This is a genomic window from Protofrankia sp. Cj3 (assembly GCF_917627355.1).
Taxonomy (GTDB): domain Bacteria; phylum Actinomycetota; class Actinomycetes; order Frankiales; family Frankiaceae; genus Protofrankia.
On the sequence record NZ_CAKJTR010000002.1, the window covers coordinates 54149 to 68754 of the forward strand.

Here is a 14606-nt window from a genome sequence, read left to right on the forward strand (position 1 = left end):
CACCCAGTTCAGCCTCGCGTATCTCAGCGCCGCGCTCCTGGCGGCGTGACCGCTGTCCCGGGCGTGACCGCTGTCCCGCGTGACCGTTGCCAGCGGCGATCTGCTCGGCACTACGGCGCGGCGCGGACAGTTCCCCCCGTGAGCTGCCCGGCCGACGGACCCGCAGGTCGGATAGAACCAGATGCCGGGCTGACATACATCGTTTTTTGCTGGGATTGGGGTGCCCGCTCGCACGATTTTCCGGCCGCCTGATCCGGCCGTGTCCCGCCGGACAGGTGATGGACCGTCGATTTCGCTCCCCCGTGATGCGACAGCCCAGAACCCGGTACTGTGGTGAGGTGCCGGCCGTGACATGGCCCCCGGGCTCACCCCAATGTCGCTGCGAGCGACCACGCGCCGAGAGGCGACCTGCGCGGCCGGCACCTTCGCTTAGTGCGTTCATTCGAACCGCAGGATGTCGTCGACCGATCGGCGCGGTGTCGCCTTCAGCGTCTCGGCGTCCGGCAGCGGGTAACCTACCCTGATGATCATTTGGATGTGCCCGAGGCCACCAATCGAGTGCCGCAGCAGCTCCCGGGTCGACTCGAGGTCGACAGCCTGGCCCAGCGGCGACGTGGCGATACCGCGCGCGGTCGCGGTCAGCAGCACCCGTTCCATCGCCTGGCCGGCTCGCAGCCGATCGGCTGGGGTATCGCTGTCGGTACCGATCAGGAGGACCATCGGGCGTTCCACACCGGTCTGTCGCAGCTGTAGGCCGGCTTCGCCGACCACGTTGAAGTCCCGCACCGTGAATTCGGACTGCCGTGGCTGAGCTGAGCTGATCACCACATCACGGGGTATGCCGTCGACCGCATCCGTGCTGGTCCGGCTCCAGGACTCCAGTTCCGCGCGGTAGGCCGGGTCGTGGTTCTCCAGCCAGTCGGCGCGGGCGATCAGCACACTTGTGTCGATGCGCAGGTCCGCGTCGTCCAGGGACACCAGCCACCCCGCCTCCGCCTCGGCCGCGAGCCGCAGCGCCCGCAGGGCGTCCGGTTCCAGCGGGCGCGGGTCGAAGGGCCTGCGGTCGGTGCGCCGATGGCGGGTTGCCGCGAGCAGCGTGGCGTTTTCGGGATCAGCGGGCTGGGTGGCCGCGGCGGGCCTGATGGCGATGGTGGCCAACGGCCCGCCGTCAAGTTCGTCACGCGCATCCGGAAAGATCGTCACCGTGGGGATGAGCCCGGCGGCCCGGATGGCGAGGCGGGCGTGCAGGAGTGCCGCGCCGCAGCTCAGCAGGAGCTGACGACCGTCAGGGTCGGCGATGGTGAGCCGCCGCGAGGTGTCGGCGAGGAGGTCAAGGCCGGTGCTGCCCACTCGCCACCGCCACGGCTGGGTGTTGTGGATCGACGGGGCCAGCCCCGCTGTCTCGACGACCGTGCGGGCGAGGTCCGCGGGTAGAGTGCCGGTGCTAGTCACACACATGACGGTAGGCCCTTCGGTCTGTCATGTCCTGTTGCCGGTCATCCATGGTCGCTAAGGCCTCGTCGGCAGGTATCGTCGGTTCGGTGGAGCCTGTCCGCGTATTCGTTCTCGATGACCACGAGATCGTCCGGCGCGGGATGCGCGAGCTACTGGAAAGCCAGGGCGACATCAAAGTCGTGGGGGAGGCCGGCCTTGTGGCCGAAGCCCTACGGCGCATCCCGGCGCTACGTCCTGACGTCGCCATACTCGACGCCCGCCTGCCTGACGGCAGCGGCATCGATGTGTGCCGCGACATCCGTTCCGGTACACCGGAGGTCCCTTGCCTGATCCTGACATCCCATGACGATGATGAGGCTCTCTTTGCCGCGATCATGGCCGGAGCTGCGGGCTATGTGCTCAAGCAGATCAGAGGGACTGATCTTGTCGGCGCGGTCCGGACCGTGGCATCCGGCCAGTCCATGCTCGACCCGGCGGTCACCCAGCGGGTGCTGACCCGGTTGCGCGACGGCGCGCCCGAAGACCGCCTGCTGTCCGCCCTCAGCGAGCGGGAGCGCCAGATCCTCGCCCTGATCGCCGAGGGGCTGACCAACCGCCAGATCGCCAGCCGGATTCATCTCGCTGAGAAAACTGTCAAGAACAACGTGTCATCCATTCTGGAAAAACTTGGCCTGACCAGCAGGACGCAAGCGGCGGTGTTTGCCACCAAGCTTTCCGGCTGACGGCCCTTTCGGCTGGCTGGCCCGCGCGGGCGGGACTTTCGGTCCCGCGGTCTACCCGAATCGCTCTCGTTCGCGTCGCCGGGCGCTGCGAGCGTGAACGGTGTGGAGACGACATCCGATATCGTGGTGGGAATCGATGCGTCCGTGGATGCCGAGTTGGCGTTGCGCTGGTCCTTGGTGCACGCGGCGTTGATCGGGGTTCGGATACGAGCGGTGCTCGCCTGGGGCCCGGGCGGGCGGCCACGTGTTGTGGACGACATTTCACCGTCGATCGGCGTCGATGATCTCGAACGTGCGGCAATGCAGGTGCTGCACGACGCGGTCCGTCGGACGCATCCCTGTGACCTCGGTGTCGATGTCGTTGAAAGGACGGTTTACGACGCGCCCTCGGACGCTCTCGTCGAGGAGTCCCGGGACGCGTTGATGCTCGTCGTCGGCGCACGCGGGCTTGCCCGGATGCGCCGGATGTTCGTCGGTTCGGTCAGTGCGCGATGTGTCCAGGAAGCTCCCGTTCCGGTGGTGGTCGTACGCGGGCCGGCGCTGTCCCAGCCGGACCGCCGGCCGATCGTCGTCGGTGTGGACGGCTCACGGCCATCTCTGGCGGCGCTGCGCTGGGCCGCGGTCGAGGCAAGGCTGCGCCATGTTCCGTTGCGGGTTTCGCACTGCTGGCAGCCACAGCCGCCGCCCAACGCCGCCGGGCTCCCCGTGTTCGACGAGGCGGAGCTGGAAAAAGCCGCTGGCATCACTCTTGACACAGCTATTGAACAAGGACTTCCACGCGATACCGAAACTGCCGTCGAGGCGACGCTGATAGCCGCCGCGGCGGCGCACGGCCTGATCGTGGCTGCCCACGCTGCCCAGCTGCTGGTGGTGGGGGCCCGTGGCCATGGCGGGTTCGGTGGCCTGCTGCTCGGTTCGGTCGGCCACCAGGTTATGACGCATGCTCCGTGCCCGGTCGCTGTCATCCGGTAACGGCCAGAGGCTGCGTGACGATGTTTTTCCGCACCGTCGGCGGCCCGCGCCCCCGGCTGGCACAGCGGCCGCCGGCGACGCGCTGATGCTTTCCGCGCCGCCGGCGGCCCAGGCCCCCGGACTACTGGAAGGGAACGCAGATGAGCCAGGAAGAAGTAGGCCAGGAATACGCGGGATGGCAACGGATATGAGCCACGAAACGATAGCGCGCTGGCAGTTTGCGATCACCACGGTCTATCATTTTCTGTTCGTCCCGCTGACAATTGGGCTGTCGCTGCTGGTCGCGGTGATGCAGACGGTGTGGAATCGGACCGGCAACGTCGAATGGCTGCGCCTGACCCGTTTCTGGGGCAAGTTGATGCTCATCAACTTCGCGATGGGGATCGTCACGGGAATCGTCCAGGAGTTCCAGTTCGGGATGAACTGGTCGGACTACTCGCGTTTCGTCGGAGATGTCTTCGGCGCGCCGCTGGCCATGGAAGCGCTGATCGCGTTCTTCCTGGAGTCCACCTTCCTCGGCCTGTGGATCTTCGGCTGGGACCGGTTGCCCAGGAACGTGCACCTCGCCACCATCTGGCTGGCGTCGCTGGGCACGGTCATCAGCGCCTACTTCATCCTGGCGGCCAACTCGTGGATGCAGCACCCGGTCGGCTACCGGATCAACCCCGACACCGGGCACGCGGAACTCACCTCGATCTGGCAGGTGCTCACGAATCCGACCCAGCTGGTCACCTTCCCGCATGTGTTGGCGGCCTCGCTGCTGACGGGCGGAGCCGTGATCGTCGGGTTGTCCTGCTGGCATCTGCGGCGGGGGCACCAGGTGGAGCTGCATGGGCGGGCCGTGCGCCTGGGCCTGGTCGTCTGTGCCGTGGCATCGGTGGGGGTCATGGCGTCCGGGCACTTCCAGGGGCAGGTCATGACCCGCCAGCAGCCGATGAAGATGGCCTCCGCCGAGGCGTTGTGGGAAACCGAGCGGGGCGCCGGCCTTTCCCTGTTCGCCTACGGTGACGTGTCCCGCGGCGAGAACAAGATCGATATAAAGCTTCCGCGCCTGTTGTCGTTCATGGCCACCAACAGCTTTTCCGGGACGGTGCAAGGAGTCAACGATGTGCAGGCCGCCGAGGCCGCTCGGTACGGTCCGGGCGACTACAGCCCGGTGATGGGCGTCACCTTCTGGAACTTCCGGGCCATGATGGGGCTCGGCGCCGTCTACTTCGGCCTCGCCGTGCTCGGGCTGTTCCGGATGCGTGGTGGCCACCTGCCCGGCGGGCGTTACCTCCTGCCGGCGTTCGTGTGGGCGTCGGCCCTGCCGTACCTGGCGAACACCGCTGGCTGGATCTTCACCGAGATGGGGCGCCAGCCGTGGGCCGTTTTCGGTCTGTTGCGCACATCCGACGCGGTGTCACCGGGGGTCTCCACGACAGCGGTGATCGCTACCCTGGCCGGCTTCACGGTCATCTACGGAACGCTGGCCGCGGTCGCACTGCGGCTGTTCCTGCACCATGGCCGGCACGAGATACCGGCGCTGAGCCCGAACGTGACCGTTGGTGGCCGATCACAGCCGGGTGGGGCGCTGCCGTCGCTCGCCTACTGACATCCCGGTACGCAGACCTGTTGCCTTCAGGGCGCGTGACCACAGCGATGATCGCGTGCCCGTGGGCTGGCTAGGAGTAGGGCGATGCTTGAGGAGTTCTGGTTCGTACTGGTAGCCGTTCTGTGGGTCGGCTTCTTCGTGCTGGAGGGCTTCGACTTCGGTGTGGCCGCGTTGCTGCCGGTGATCGGCGGAAATGACGAGACCGACCGGCGAGCGGTGCTCGGCACCATCGGCCCGGTGTGGGACGCCAACGAGGTCTGGCTGCTCACCGCGGGCGGGGCGATGTTCGCGGCGTTCCCGGAGTGGTACGCGAGCCTGTTCAGTGGCATGTACCTTGCGCTGTTCCTCGTCCTGTTCTCGTTGATCATCCGGGGGGTTTCGCTGGAGTACCGCGGCAAGGCCACCAGCGCGGCGGGGCGGGCCTGGTGCGACCGGGGGATCGTGATCGGGGGAGCACTGCCGGCGCTGCTGTTCGGGGTCGCTTTCGCCAACATGGTGCGCGGTCTGGAGATGACCCCGGAACATGACGTGACGGGTGGCTTTCTCGCCCTGCTGAACCCCTACGCCCTGCTTGGCGGGGTGACGATGTTGTTGCTGTGCGTTCTGCACGGCGCGGTGTTCCTGACGCTCAAGACCCGTGGCGCGGTACGCAGCCGCGCCCGTAACGTCACCCGGAGCCTGGCCGCACCGACGTTGGTCGCCTTCGCCGCCTTTGTTGTCTGGACGGTCGCCGTCCGGGGTGGCATCGCCGGGGCGGCGGTCGGGGCCGCAGCTCTGCTCGCGCTGGGTTTCGCCGTCCTGGCCTGGTTCGGCGAACGGGACGGCCTTGCGTTCGCCGGTACCGCCGGCGCGATGGCCCTGTTGGTGGCAAGCTGGTTCGCCGCGCTCTACCCGGATGTCCTGCCGGCCCGCGGCATGCCCGACAACAGCCTGACCATCAACGCCGCAGCGTCCGGACACTACACACTCACCGTCATGACATGGGTGGCCGTGCTGTTCACGCCGGTAGTCCTTGGTTACCAGGCGTGGTCGTACTGGATCTTCCGGCGGCGGCTGGTCGGAGCGGATCTGGCGGATCTGGCTGGATCCCATGAGACCGGTTGATCCACGGCTGCTTCGTACCGTACCGGCGCTGCGTCTCTACCTGGTGCGGTTGGGGGTACTGGCGGTCGCCTCGGCCGTCCTGGTGGTGATCCAGGCGACGGTGTTGGCCGATCTTGTGCTCGCGGGCCAGGAACCGCCGGCTGGCCGGGGCGGCGGTGCCGGTCCCAGTTCTGGTTTTGGTGCCGGTGCCAGAGCCGCGGCCGCGGCTCTCATCGCGGTCGTGGCCGCCCGGACGGTGCTGCTCTGGGTGTCTGAGCGGACCGCGCAGCGGACCGCCCCCGCGGTGTCAGCGGAGCTGCGTGCCGCCATGCTCGGGGCGGTCGTCGAACAGCTCGCCGTCGAACAGCCGGCCGTCGAACAGCCGGCCCGCGGTCATCGCGGCGGCGAGCGGGACCGGGACGGCGGATCAGGGGCGCTCGCGGTCATCGCGGGCGCCGGTCTCGACGGTATGGAGGCCTATCTCACCCGCTTTCTACCGGCCCTGGTGATGGTGGTGGTTGTCCCGCCGTTCGTGCTGATCCGGATCGCCGGTGCGGATCTCACCTCCGCGGTCATGCTCGCTGTCGCCCTGCCGCTGGTCCCGGCCTTCATGGTCCTGGTGGGGCTTGCCACCCGGAGCAGAACCGACCAGCAGTGGGCGGTGCTCGGGCGGCTGTCCGGGCATTTTCTCGACGTGGTCGAGGGACTGGCGACGCTGAAGATCTTCAATCGGGCGAAAGCCCAGGTGGAGGTGATCCGCCGGATCACCGATGCCTACCGGGAACAGACCATGGTGGCGCTGCGCTGGGCGTTCCTGTCCTCGTTCGTGCTGGAGCTGCTGGCGACCCTGTCGGTGGCGCTGGTCGCGGTGTCCGTCGGCCTGCGGTTGGTGTCGGGTTCGCTGGACCTGCGTACCGGACTGCTCGCGCTGCTGCTCGCCCCGGAAGTCTACCTGCCGCTGCGGCAGGTGGGGATGCAGTATCACGCGACCGTTTCCGGCCTGACCGCGGCTGGCACGGCCCTCGACGCGATCGACGCCGCGCCCACCGGTGCCGGCGCCGCCGTTCATACCGGTGCTGATACCGGTGCCGGTAACAGCACCGGCGTGGCCGGCCGGCGGCCGCTTCCCGTGCCGGTTCGGTTCGACGCGCTGCGGCTGGACGGAGTGCGGCTGCGCCATGCGGAGCGCGTCGACCTGACCATCCGTCGCGGTGAGATCGTCGCGCTGGTCGGGCCGAGCGGCGCGGGCAAGAGCACGCTGCTGGCACTGCTGCGCGGGGCACTGGCCCCGGCGCGGGGCCGGGTGCTGGTGGACGGGACCGACCTTGCGGACCTCGACCCGGCCGCCTGGCGGGCCCGGATCGCCTGGCTGCCGCAGCGCCCGCATGCCGTCTGCGGTGGCACGGTCGCTGACGAGATCCGGCTGGGGCGGCCCGGTGCCACTGCCGCCGAGATCACCGCGGCGCTGACGGCCGCGGGGGCGCCAGCGGCGGACCGCGTTGTGGGCGAGGACGGTGGGGAGCTGTCAGCCGGCGAGCTGCGGCGGGTGGCGCTGGCCCGCGTGCTGGTCCGCGACGCGGCCTTGGTGCTGCTCGACGAGCCGGGCGAAAGCCTGGACGCCGCGGCGGAGGAGCACGTGGCCATGGCCGTCGCGGCGCTGCGGGGACGCGCGACGGTGGTGCTCGTGGCACACTCCGACATGCTCGCCGGAGTCGCTGACCGGGTTGTCACGGTTTCGGCGGGGCAGGTGGTCGACGACCGGACGGTGGCTCCCGCGCCGGTCCGCCCGCGGGCCGCGCGCCTCGCCGGCTCCGGCACGCGCCTCGCCAGCTCCGGCGTGGTCCCAGCCGTGCTCCCAGCCGCGGCCCCCGGCGCGGTCGTGGGCCGGCCGGCGGCCATCCAGCTACGCGATCGTTCAGTGGCGGTGGCACCAGCCGTTCCGCTCCCGGGCCCGCCGCCCGCCTCGCCACGGCGGGCATTCATGCTGTTCGCCTCGGCGTGGCGACGGCTCGCGCTCGGCATCATCGCCGGGGCGGCCGCGTTGGGATGCGGTATCGGCCTGACCGCCACGTCCGCCTGGCTGATCGTCCGGGCAGCCCAGCGTCCACCGGTGCTCACACTGATGGTCGCCGTCGTCGCCGTGCGCGCCTTCGGGCTCGGCCGGCCGGTCTTTCGCTACGTCGAGCGGCTCGCCAGCCATGACGCGGCCCTGCGCGGGCTGGCACGGCTGCGCGCGGAGGTGTTCACGCGGCTGGTCCCGCTGGCTCCCGCGGGTCTTGGCACCCATCGGCGCGGGGACCTGCTGCGCCGTTTCACCGCGGATGTCGACGGGGTCGGGGAGTCGTTGCTGCGGGGTGTGGGCCCGACCGCGTCGGCGGCGCTCGCCTGCGCCGGAGCGGTGATCGGGGTCGGTGTGCTGCTGCCGGCCGCGGGTGCCGTCCTCGCTGTCGGGCTTGCCGTGGCCGCGCTGCTCGCCGGGCCGGTGACCGCCCGGTACACCCGCGGGACGGTCACGGCCACCGCGTTGGCGCGGGCCCGCCGGGACACCGAGATCGTGTCGCTGCTCGAGGGGCTGGCGGAGTTCGTCGCGTTCGGCGCGGTCCGCTCCCGGCTGGCCCGCCTGCGCCGTCGCGACCAGGAGATACAGCGGCTGGTCGAGTCATGGCGCGGGTCACCGGCGTGGGGGACCGCGACCGGTTCGCTTGCCGCTGGACTCACCCTGACCGCGGTCAGCGTCGTCGGGCTTGCCGCGGTGCACCGCGCGACGCTGTCGCCGGTCATGCTCGCCGTGATCGTGCTCACCACGATCGTGGCTTTCGAGCCGCTGGCGGGCCTCACCAGTGCCTTCGCCGCGCTCGCCGATGCCCGCTACGCGGCGGGCCGGGTTTTCGCCGTCCTCGACCGCGAGCCACCGGTCAGCGAGCCCATCCGGCCCCGCCCGCTGCCGGACGGGCCGCTCGACGTCTGGATGACCGGTGTCCACCTGCGTTACGGCCCGGACAGCCCGCTGGTGCTCGACGGGTTCGACCTGTACCTGCCGGCCGGTGGCCGGGTCGCGCTTGTCGGGGCCAGCGGCGTGGGCAAGAGCAGCGTCGTCGACCTGCTGCTGCGTTTCCGTGATCCGCAGGCGGGCCGGGTGCTCGTCGGCGGTGTGGACATCCGGGACGTCAGAACCGATGAGCTGTATCGACGGGTCACCGGGATGACGCAGGACGCGCACGTGTTCGACGCGACACTGCGGGAGAACCTTCTGATCGCCCATACCGGGGCGGCCGACGCGGAGCTCACCGGTGTGCTTGCCCGGGTGGGCCTCGCGGACTGGGTCGCGGGGCTGCCCGACGGCCTCGCGACCAGGGTCGGAGCGGACGGCGAGCGGATGTCCGGCGGCCAGCGCCAGCGGCTTCTGCTCGCTCGCGCGCTGCTCGCCGACCCGCGGGTGCTCGTCCTCGACGAACCGACCGCGCATCTCGACCCGGTGACCGAGGCCGCGGTGATGCGCACGATCCTGGACGTGACCCGCGGCCGGACGCTCCTGCTCATCACCCACCGGACCAGCGGTTTCGACGAGCTGGACGCGGTGGTGGAACTGGCGGGCGGCACCGGCACGCTCACTGGCGGGATGTCCGGCCTGCGCTCGGTAGCCTGACCCCGCCCCCGCCCCCGCCCACCGGGTCAGGCGTGCCGACCCGGTGGGCGGGTCAGGGCGGACCAGGACAGCCGGGTACCGGCGGACGCGGGGGAGAACACGAGGAACCTGCCCCCCAGTTCTTCGGCCCGACTGCGCATGTTGGCCAGCCCGCTGCCGCCGCCGCTGCCAGGGCCATCCGGATCCACTCCGCCCAGCCCGTTGTCGATCACATCGATCCGTACCTCGCCGTCGGTGGACCAGACCGTCACGTTCACCTGTGTCGCTCGCGCATGCCGGGCGACGTTTGACAGGGCCTCCCGCAGTACGGCTACCAGGTGCTCCCCGACGCCCTCGCAGACCGAGGAGTCCAACGGCCCCTCGAACCGCAGGTGCGGCGCGAACCCGAGGGCCGCGGTGGCATCGTCGACGACCTCGAGGAGCTGTCCACGCAGGCTCGGGGCGTTGTCCCGGCCGCGGCGGCGCAGCTGGAAGATCGTTGTCCGGATCTGGCTGATGGTCTCGTCCAGGTCCTCGATATAGGAGGCCAGCCGTTCGGACTGGTCGTCGGTTGCCTCGCCCCGTGCGGCCATGCCCTGTAGCCCGATCGCCGTGGCGAAGATCCGTTGGATGACGTGATCGTGCAGGTCACGGGCGATCCGGTCGCGTTCCTCCAGAACGGCTATGCGGTCGCGGTCGGCACGGGCCTGGGCCAGTTCGAGTTCCAGCGCGATATGGCCGGCGAACCCCGAGGCCATGTCGATGTCGGCATCGGTGAACAGCCGGCCGTTGTGCTGCCGGCCGAGGACGAGCGCGCCGACGCTCTCCTCCGAGGCGATCAGTGGAATAACCATCAGCGGGCCGTTGTGCCCGGCCAGCGGATCTGACGCGGGAACGATCGCGCCGACCAGCCCGTCAGGATATCTGCCGGTCGCGACCTCCACGATGAGTTCCTCGGGCGATGCCCGCGGGAGCAGGATGGCGGAGAAGTCGGCCGCGGCGACTTCCTGGGCCCTACGCGCGATCAGTCCCAGTGGGTTCGGGCCTTCGGCCAGGAGATGGCGGGTGATGTCGGCGGACGCCTGCAACCACCGCTGCCGGCGTTGGGACTCCTCGAAAAGGCGCGCGTTCTCAATGGCGACGCCAGCGCTTGCCGCCAGCGCCTGGACGAGTTCCTCATCCTCGGCGGTGAAGCGCGACGCGTTCTGTTTGTCCGTCAGGTAGAGATTGCCGAAGACCTTGGTGCCGATACGGATCGGAACGCCGAGGAAACTGTGCATGGGCGGATGCCCAGGAGGGAATCCGTCCGCTCGGTGATCGGCGGTGATGTCGTCGAGCCGCAGTGGGTAGGGCTCCCGGATGAGCAGGCCGAGAATGCCCTTTCCGCGCGGAAGATCACCAATTCGGCGAACCATGCTCTCGTCGAAGCCGACATGGATGAACTGCTCCAGGTTCTGGTCACGGGCAATCACGCCGAGCGCTCCGTAGCGAGCGTCGACAAGATCACAGGCTGCTTCGACAATACGGGTGAGCACAACGGGCAGGCTCAGGTCGGAGGCGACCATCCGGCTCGCGCGCAGCAGACCGCGTAAGCGGCTTTGCGTGATGATCAGGTCTTTCGCCCGATCAACCCGATGGGTAACGAAATCGTCGCCGTACGGTTGCCCGGCGTTCCCGCTGTCGGTCTCCACTTCCATGATGATCTAAACGTAGTACGGCTGGCCGTCTGTTGATCCGTCAGTCGGGCAACGTCGCGCGAATCATCCCGGCCACCCCGGCTGACCTTCGGGAACGGCCTTGACGGCCGGCTGGTCCGTGCTTCCAGGTGATTTCTTTCACCGCTGGCCGAATTCTCCGTCGGCGCTGCCATCGAATTGTTACACTCTGGCGCCCGCGGGGCCAGCTCGGAAATAGCCAGGACGGGCCTCCGTGGCCTGGTGAATTTTCCCAAATCGAGGTGAAAAGATGGGTCGCTTTTCGCTGGTCGGGAGGTGAGTACCGGCTGAGGGCCGTCAGCCGGCAGGCTCGCGGACGGACCGCGGCCAGGCGGATCGTTTGCTGCACGGGCCGTCGGCACGTGGTTCTCTTCCTCATGTCGTGGGAAACGGCCACCGGCCGGCAGGAGGAAGCGGACGATGAACGACTTCGTCGGAGCGGTCGATCAGGGCACCACCAGTACTCGTTTCATGATTTTTGATCATGATGGTAACGAGGCCGGGCGCCACCAGCTGGAGCACCAGCAGATTCTGCCGTGCTCCGGCTGGGTCGAACATAATCCCGTCGAGATCTGGGAACGTACCGCGGTGGTCATCCAGTCGGCCATGGCCAGCGCTCACCTCGGGGCATCCGACCTGGTGGCGCTCGGCGTCACCAACCAGCGGGAGACCACGGTGGTGTGGGATCCGCACACCGGCCGGCCCTATTACAACGCGATCGTCTGGCAGGACACCCGGACCGACCGGCTCGCGTCGGCGCTGACCCGGGATGGCCGCGGGAAGATCATCCAGAGTAAGGCTGGCCTGCCGCCCGCGACCTATTTTTCCGCAGCCAAGATCCAGTGGATCCTCGACAACGTCGAAGGGGTCCGCCGGGCCGCGGAGCGCGGCGATGCCGTGTTCGGCACCATGGACAGCTGGCTGCTGTGGAACCTCACCGGTGGCCCGCGTGGTGGGGTGCACGTGACCGATGTGACCAACGCCAGCCGCACCATGCTGATGAACCTCCAGACCCTCGACTGGGACGACGAGCTGCTGTCGTTTTTCGACATCCCGCGGGCCATGCTCCCGGCGATCCGGTCGTCATCCGAGCCGGCCGGTTACGGGACGACCACCGGGGCCGGGCCGCTGGGCGGCGAGGTGGCGTTGACCGGTGCTCTCGGCGACCAGCACGCGGCGACCGTCGGTCAGGTGTGCTTCGCCGCCGGGCAGGCCAAGAACACCTATGGCACAGGCAACTTTCTGCTACTGAACACCGGGACACGGGCGGTGTGGTCCGGCAACGGCCTGCTCACCACGGTCGGTTACCGGTTCGGTGACCAGGACCCGGTGTACGCGCTGGAAGGCTCGATCGCGGTCACCGGCTCGGCGGTGCAGTGGCTGCGAGACAACCTGGGCATCATCGCCAGCGCGGCACAGAGCGAGGAACTCGCCCGGCAGGTGCCCGACAGCGCTGGCATCTACTTCGTCCCGGCCTTCTCCGGGCTGTTCGCGCCGTACTGGCGGTCGGACGCGCGTGGAGCGCTGGTGGGCCTGTCGCGCTTCCACACCAGCGCCCATCTGGCCCGCGCCACGCTTGAGGCGATCTGTTACTCGAGCCGCGACCTGGCCGAGGCGATGGGGAAGGAGTCGGGGGTCACATTCGACATCCTGCGGGTCGACGGCGGTGTGACAGCCAACGATCTGTGCATGCAGACGCAGGCGGACATCCTTGGCATCCCGGTCAGCCGGCCGGTGATCGCGGAGACGACGGCCCTGGGCGCGGCCTACGCGGCCGGTCTCGCGGTGAACTTCTGGAAGGGCACCGATGAACTCGCCGCGCACTGGCGCGAGGATCGCCGATGGGAACCCGAGTGGTCGGCGGATCGGCGCGAAAGCGGTTACGCGGGCTGGCGCAAGGCGGTTGAACGCACCTTGAACTGGGTGGATGTAGGCTGAGCCACCAGCAGTGTTTCCTGGACCGAGAAAAAGTGGAAATTCACGCACCGCCCAACGGTTGAAATAACTGGGCGGTGAAGGGCTGTCCGGCCGCCGTGGAAAAGTGGTAGCCTACGCGACGGGAAACACTTCACCGCATCGGTATGGCGTTTGTAACAGCGTGATTCAGCCGACTGTGCCCGCCCGAAACATTGTCGTTACCGTGTTTCCTGACTGGCGGGCTCTGCTTGTTCTTTCGGTCACGCGGTGGACTTGGTGAGATCTGGTGTGGTTCGCGTGCTAACGTCGATCATGTGTTGCCGCGCCGAGCGGCCGGCCAGCCGGCAGTGTCATCAGTTATATCTCGGCCATGGCCCGCATACTTGCCCTGAAGAAGTAGGACTCCCGGAGGACCCGTGTCGAAGTCGAAATGGCAGAGACAACTCAAGGAATATGACAGACGGCTCCTCAAGGACCAGTCCACGAACGAGGAGCAGCGGACCGACTACCCGCTGGGCTGGTATTTCGCCCGGTTCAGCGAAGACCTTCTTCCCGGTCAGGTCGTCCCGGTGGAGTTCATGTCTCACCAGTTCGCGCTCTTTCGGGGGAAGGACGGCGACGTTGGCATGATCGACAGTCAGTGCTGCCACATGGGCGCTGACCTTGCCCGCTGCGGTACTGTCGTCGAGAATCGGATCAAGTGCGGCTACCACGCCTGGGAGTTCGGGCCGGATGGGGGCTGCGAGGTCATCCCCGGGCTGGAGCGTTCGAAGATCCCCCCGCGGGCAGGCCAGCGGTCGATCCCTGTTCGCGAACACGCCGGTAACATCTGGTTCTGGTACGGCCCGGCGCCCGCCGGTGATTTCACGGAGGTCTCCTATGCCGACTCCAAAAAGTACCTGAACCTCAAGGGCCAGGTCTACATCGCGCACGGAAAACTCCTGCCAGTCGCGGAGCACGTCGCCGATATCTACCATTTCCCGAATGCGCACAAGGGCACCGGACGCCTTGAGTACGCGGTTATGGTGAACAAGGAGGACCGTCTCGAGTACCAGCTCCGGCCAGCTGACGCCGCCAGCCGGAACAAGGTCCAGCGATGGTTCAGACCGTTCGCGTTCATCGAGATGATCGGCCCGGCCGCAGCCATCTACCGGACGCAGAAGGACGCCACGGTCGATCGCTCCGGACCGATGCTGACAATGGTCCTCGGCGGCACGCCGATTCGGGACGACCTTACGATTTTCACCTGGCGGGTCGTGGTGCGTAAGATCGGCACTGGGCCGCTGTTCGCTCCGCTCAACCACGCGCTCGCCCGTATAATGTGGCTCACTGTCCGGCGGAACGCCTATGCCGACATGGACGTCCTGAAATGGCTGCGGATGCCCGAGAAGACCCTCTGGGTGAAACCGGACGGCCCGTCCGTGCGTGAGTTCCGCAGTTTCTTCAACCGTGGCATCGTGCCGGGCTGGCGTTTCGGCGATCCCATGCCCGAGGAGTCCGCCGCGGGCGCGTAGACGCGTAGC

General features: G+C 68.4%; 10 protein-coding genes. 7 read left to right on the forward strand and 3 right to left on the reverse strand.

Features of this window, described 5'->3' with window-relative positions:
* Together MJ783_RS00635 and MJ783_RS00640 are read right to left on the reverse strand one after the other, a co-directional pair.
* A partial coding sequence (locus tag MJ783_RS00635; RefSeq protein WP_239307916.1) for a hypothetical protein occupies window positions 1-196 on the reverse strand: 196 nt, incomplete at its 3' end.
* Between the two features lie 242 nt (window positions 197-438).
* Window positions 439-1458, reverse strand: a complete 1020-nt coding sequence (locus tag MJ783_RS00640; RefSeq protein ID WP_239307917.1) for a nitroreductase family protein — start codon at window positions 1456-1458, stop codon at window positions 439-441.
* A 44-nt stretch (window positions 1459-1502) separates the two neighbouring features.
* On the opposite strand from MJ783_RS00640, the gene MJ783_RS00645 reads away from it, so the two are divergent.
* The 5 genes from MJ783_RS00645 (at window position 1503) to cydD (ending at window position 9472) form a co-directional block, all read left to right on the forward strand.
* Window positions 1503-2177, forward strand: a complete 675-nt coding sequence (locus tag MJ783_RS00645) for a response regulator transcription factor (RefSeq protein ID WP_239307918.1) — start codon at window positions 1503-1505, stop codon at window positions 2175-2177.
* 102 nt (window positions 2178-2279) lie between these two features.
* A complete protein-coding gene (locus MJ783_RS00650; RefSeq protein ID WP_239307919.1) occupies window positions 2280-3149 on the forward strand; it encodes a universal stress protein in 870 nt (289 codons plus the stop codon).
* A gap of 175 nt (window positions 3150-3324) precedes the next feature.
* Complete coding sequence (locus MJ783_RS00655) at window positions 3325-4743, forward strand: cytochrome ubiquinol oxidase subunit I (RefSeq protein WP_370651385.1); 1419 nt, start codon at window positions 3325-3327, stop codon at window positions 4741-4743.
* A gap of 84 nt (window positions 4744-4827) precedes the next feature.
* Window positions 4828-5847 (forward strand): cytochrome d ubiquinol oxidase subunit II, encoded by a 1020-nt coding sequence (gene cydB, locus MJ783_RS00660; protein WP_239307921.1) that lies wholly within the window; start codon window positions 4828-4830, stop codon window positions 5845-5847.
* Window positions 5834-9472 carry a thiol reductant ABC exporter subunit CydD gene (gene cydD, locus MJ783_RS00665; RefSeq protein ID WP_239307922.1) on the forward strand — a complete coding sequence of 1213 codons (3639 nt, stop codon included), beginning with the start codon at window positions 5834-5836 and terminating at the stop codon, window positions 9470-9472. Before cydB ends, cydD begins: the two co-directional genes overlap by 14 nt.
* 26 nt (window positions 9473-9498) lie before the next feature.
* On the opposite strand, the gene MJ783_RS00670 is transcribed toward cydD, so the two are convergent.
* Window positions 9499-11148 (reverse strand): GAF domain-containing protein, encoded by a 1650-nt coding sequence (locus MJ783_RS00670; protein WP_239307923.1) that lies wholly within the window; start codon window positions 11146-11148, stop codon window positions 9499-9501.
* A gap of 438 nt (window positions 11149-11586) precedes the next feature.
* On the opposite strand from MJ783_RS00670, the gene glpK reads away from it, so the two are divergent.
* Together glpK and MJ783_RS00680 are read left to right on the forward strand one after the other, a co-directional pair.
* Window positions 11587-13104 (forward strand): glycerol kinase GlpK, encoded by a 1518-nt coding sequence (gene glpK / locus MJ783_RS00675; RefSeq protein ID WP_239307924.1) that lies wholly within the window; start codon window positions 11587-11589, stop codon window positions 13102-13104.
* 395 nt (window positions 13105-13499) lie between these two features.
* On the forward strand, window positions 13500-14597 hold the full coding sequence (locus tag MJ783_RS00680; protein ID WP_239307925.1) for a Rieske 2Fe-2S domain-containing protein: 1098 nt from the start codon (window positions 13500-13502) through the stop codon (window positions 14595-14597).
* Window positions 14598-14606 lie beyond the last annotated feature (9 nt).

Coding starts and splice junctions, on each gene's coding strand:
- MJ783_RS00655 (WP_370651385.1), top strand. CDS start 3,325: ATGGCAACGGATATGAGCCACGAAACGATAGCGCGCTGGCAGTTTGCG.
- cydD (WP_239307922.1), top strand. CDS start 5,834: ATGAGACCGGTTGATCCACGGCTGCTTCGTACCGTACCGGCGCTGCGT.
- MJ783_RS00645 (WP_239307918.1), top strand. CDS start 1,503: ATGGTCGCTAAGGCCTCGTCGGCAGGTATCGTCGGTTCGGTGGAGCCT.
- cydB (WP_239307921.1), top strand. CDS start 4,828: ATGCTTGAGGAGTTCTGGTTCGTACTGGTAGCCGTTCTGTGGGTCGGC.
- MJ783_RS00640 (WP_239307917.1), bottom strand. CDS start 1,458: ATGTGTGTGACTAGCACCGGCACTCTACCCGCGGACCTCGCCCGCACG.
- MJ783_RS00670 (WP_239307923.1), bottom strand. CDS start 11,148: ATGGAAGTGGAGACCGACAGCGGGAACGCCGGGCAACCGTACGGCGAC.
- glpK (WP_239307924.1), top strand. CDS start 11,587: ATGAACGACTTCGTCGGAGCGGTCGATCAGGGCACCACCAGTACTCGT.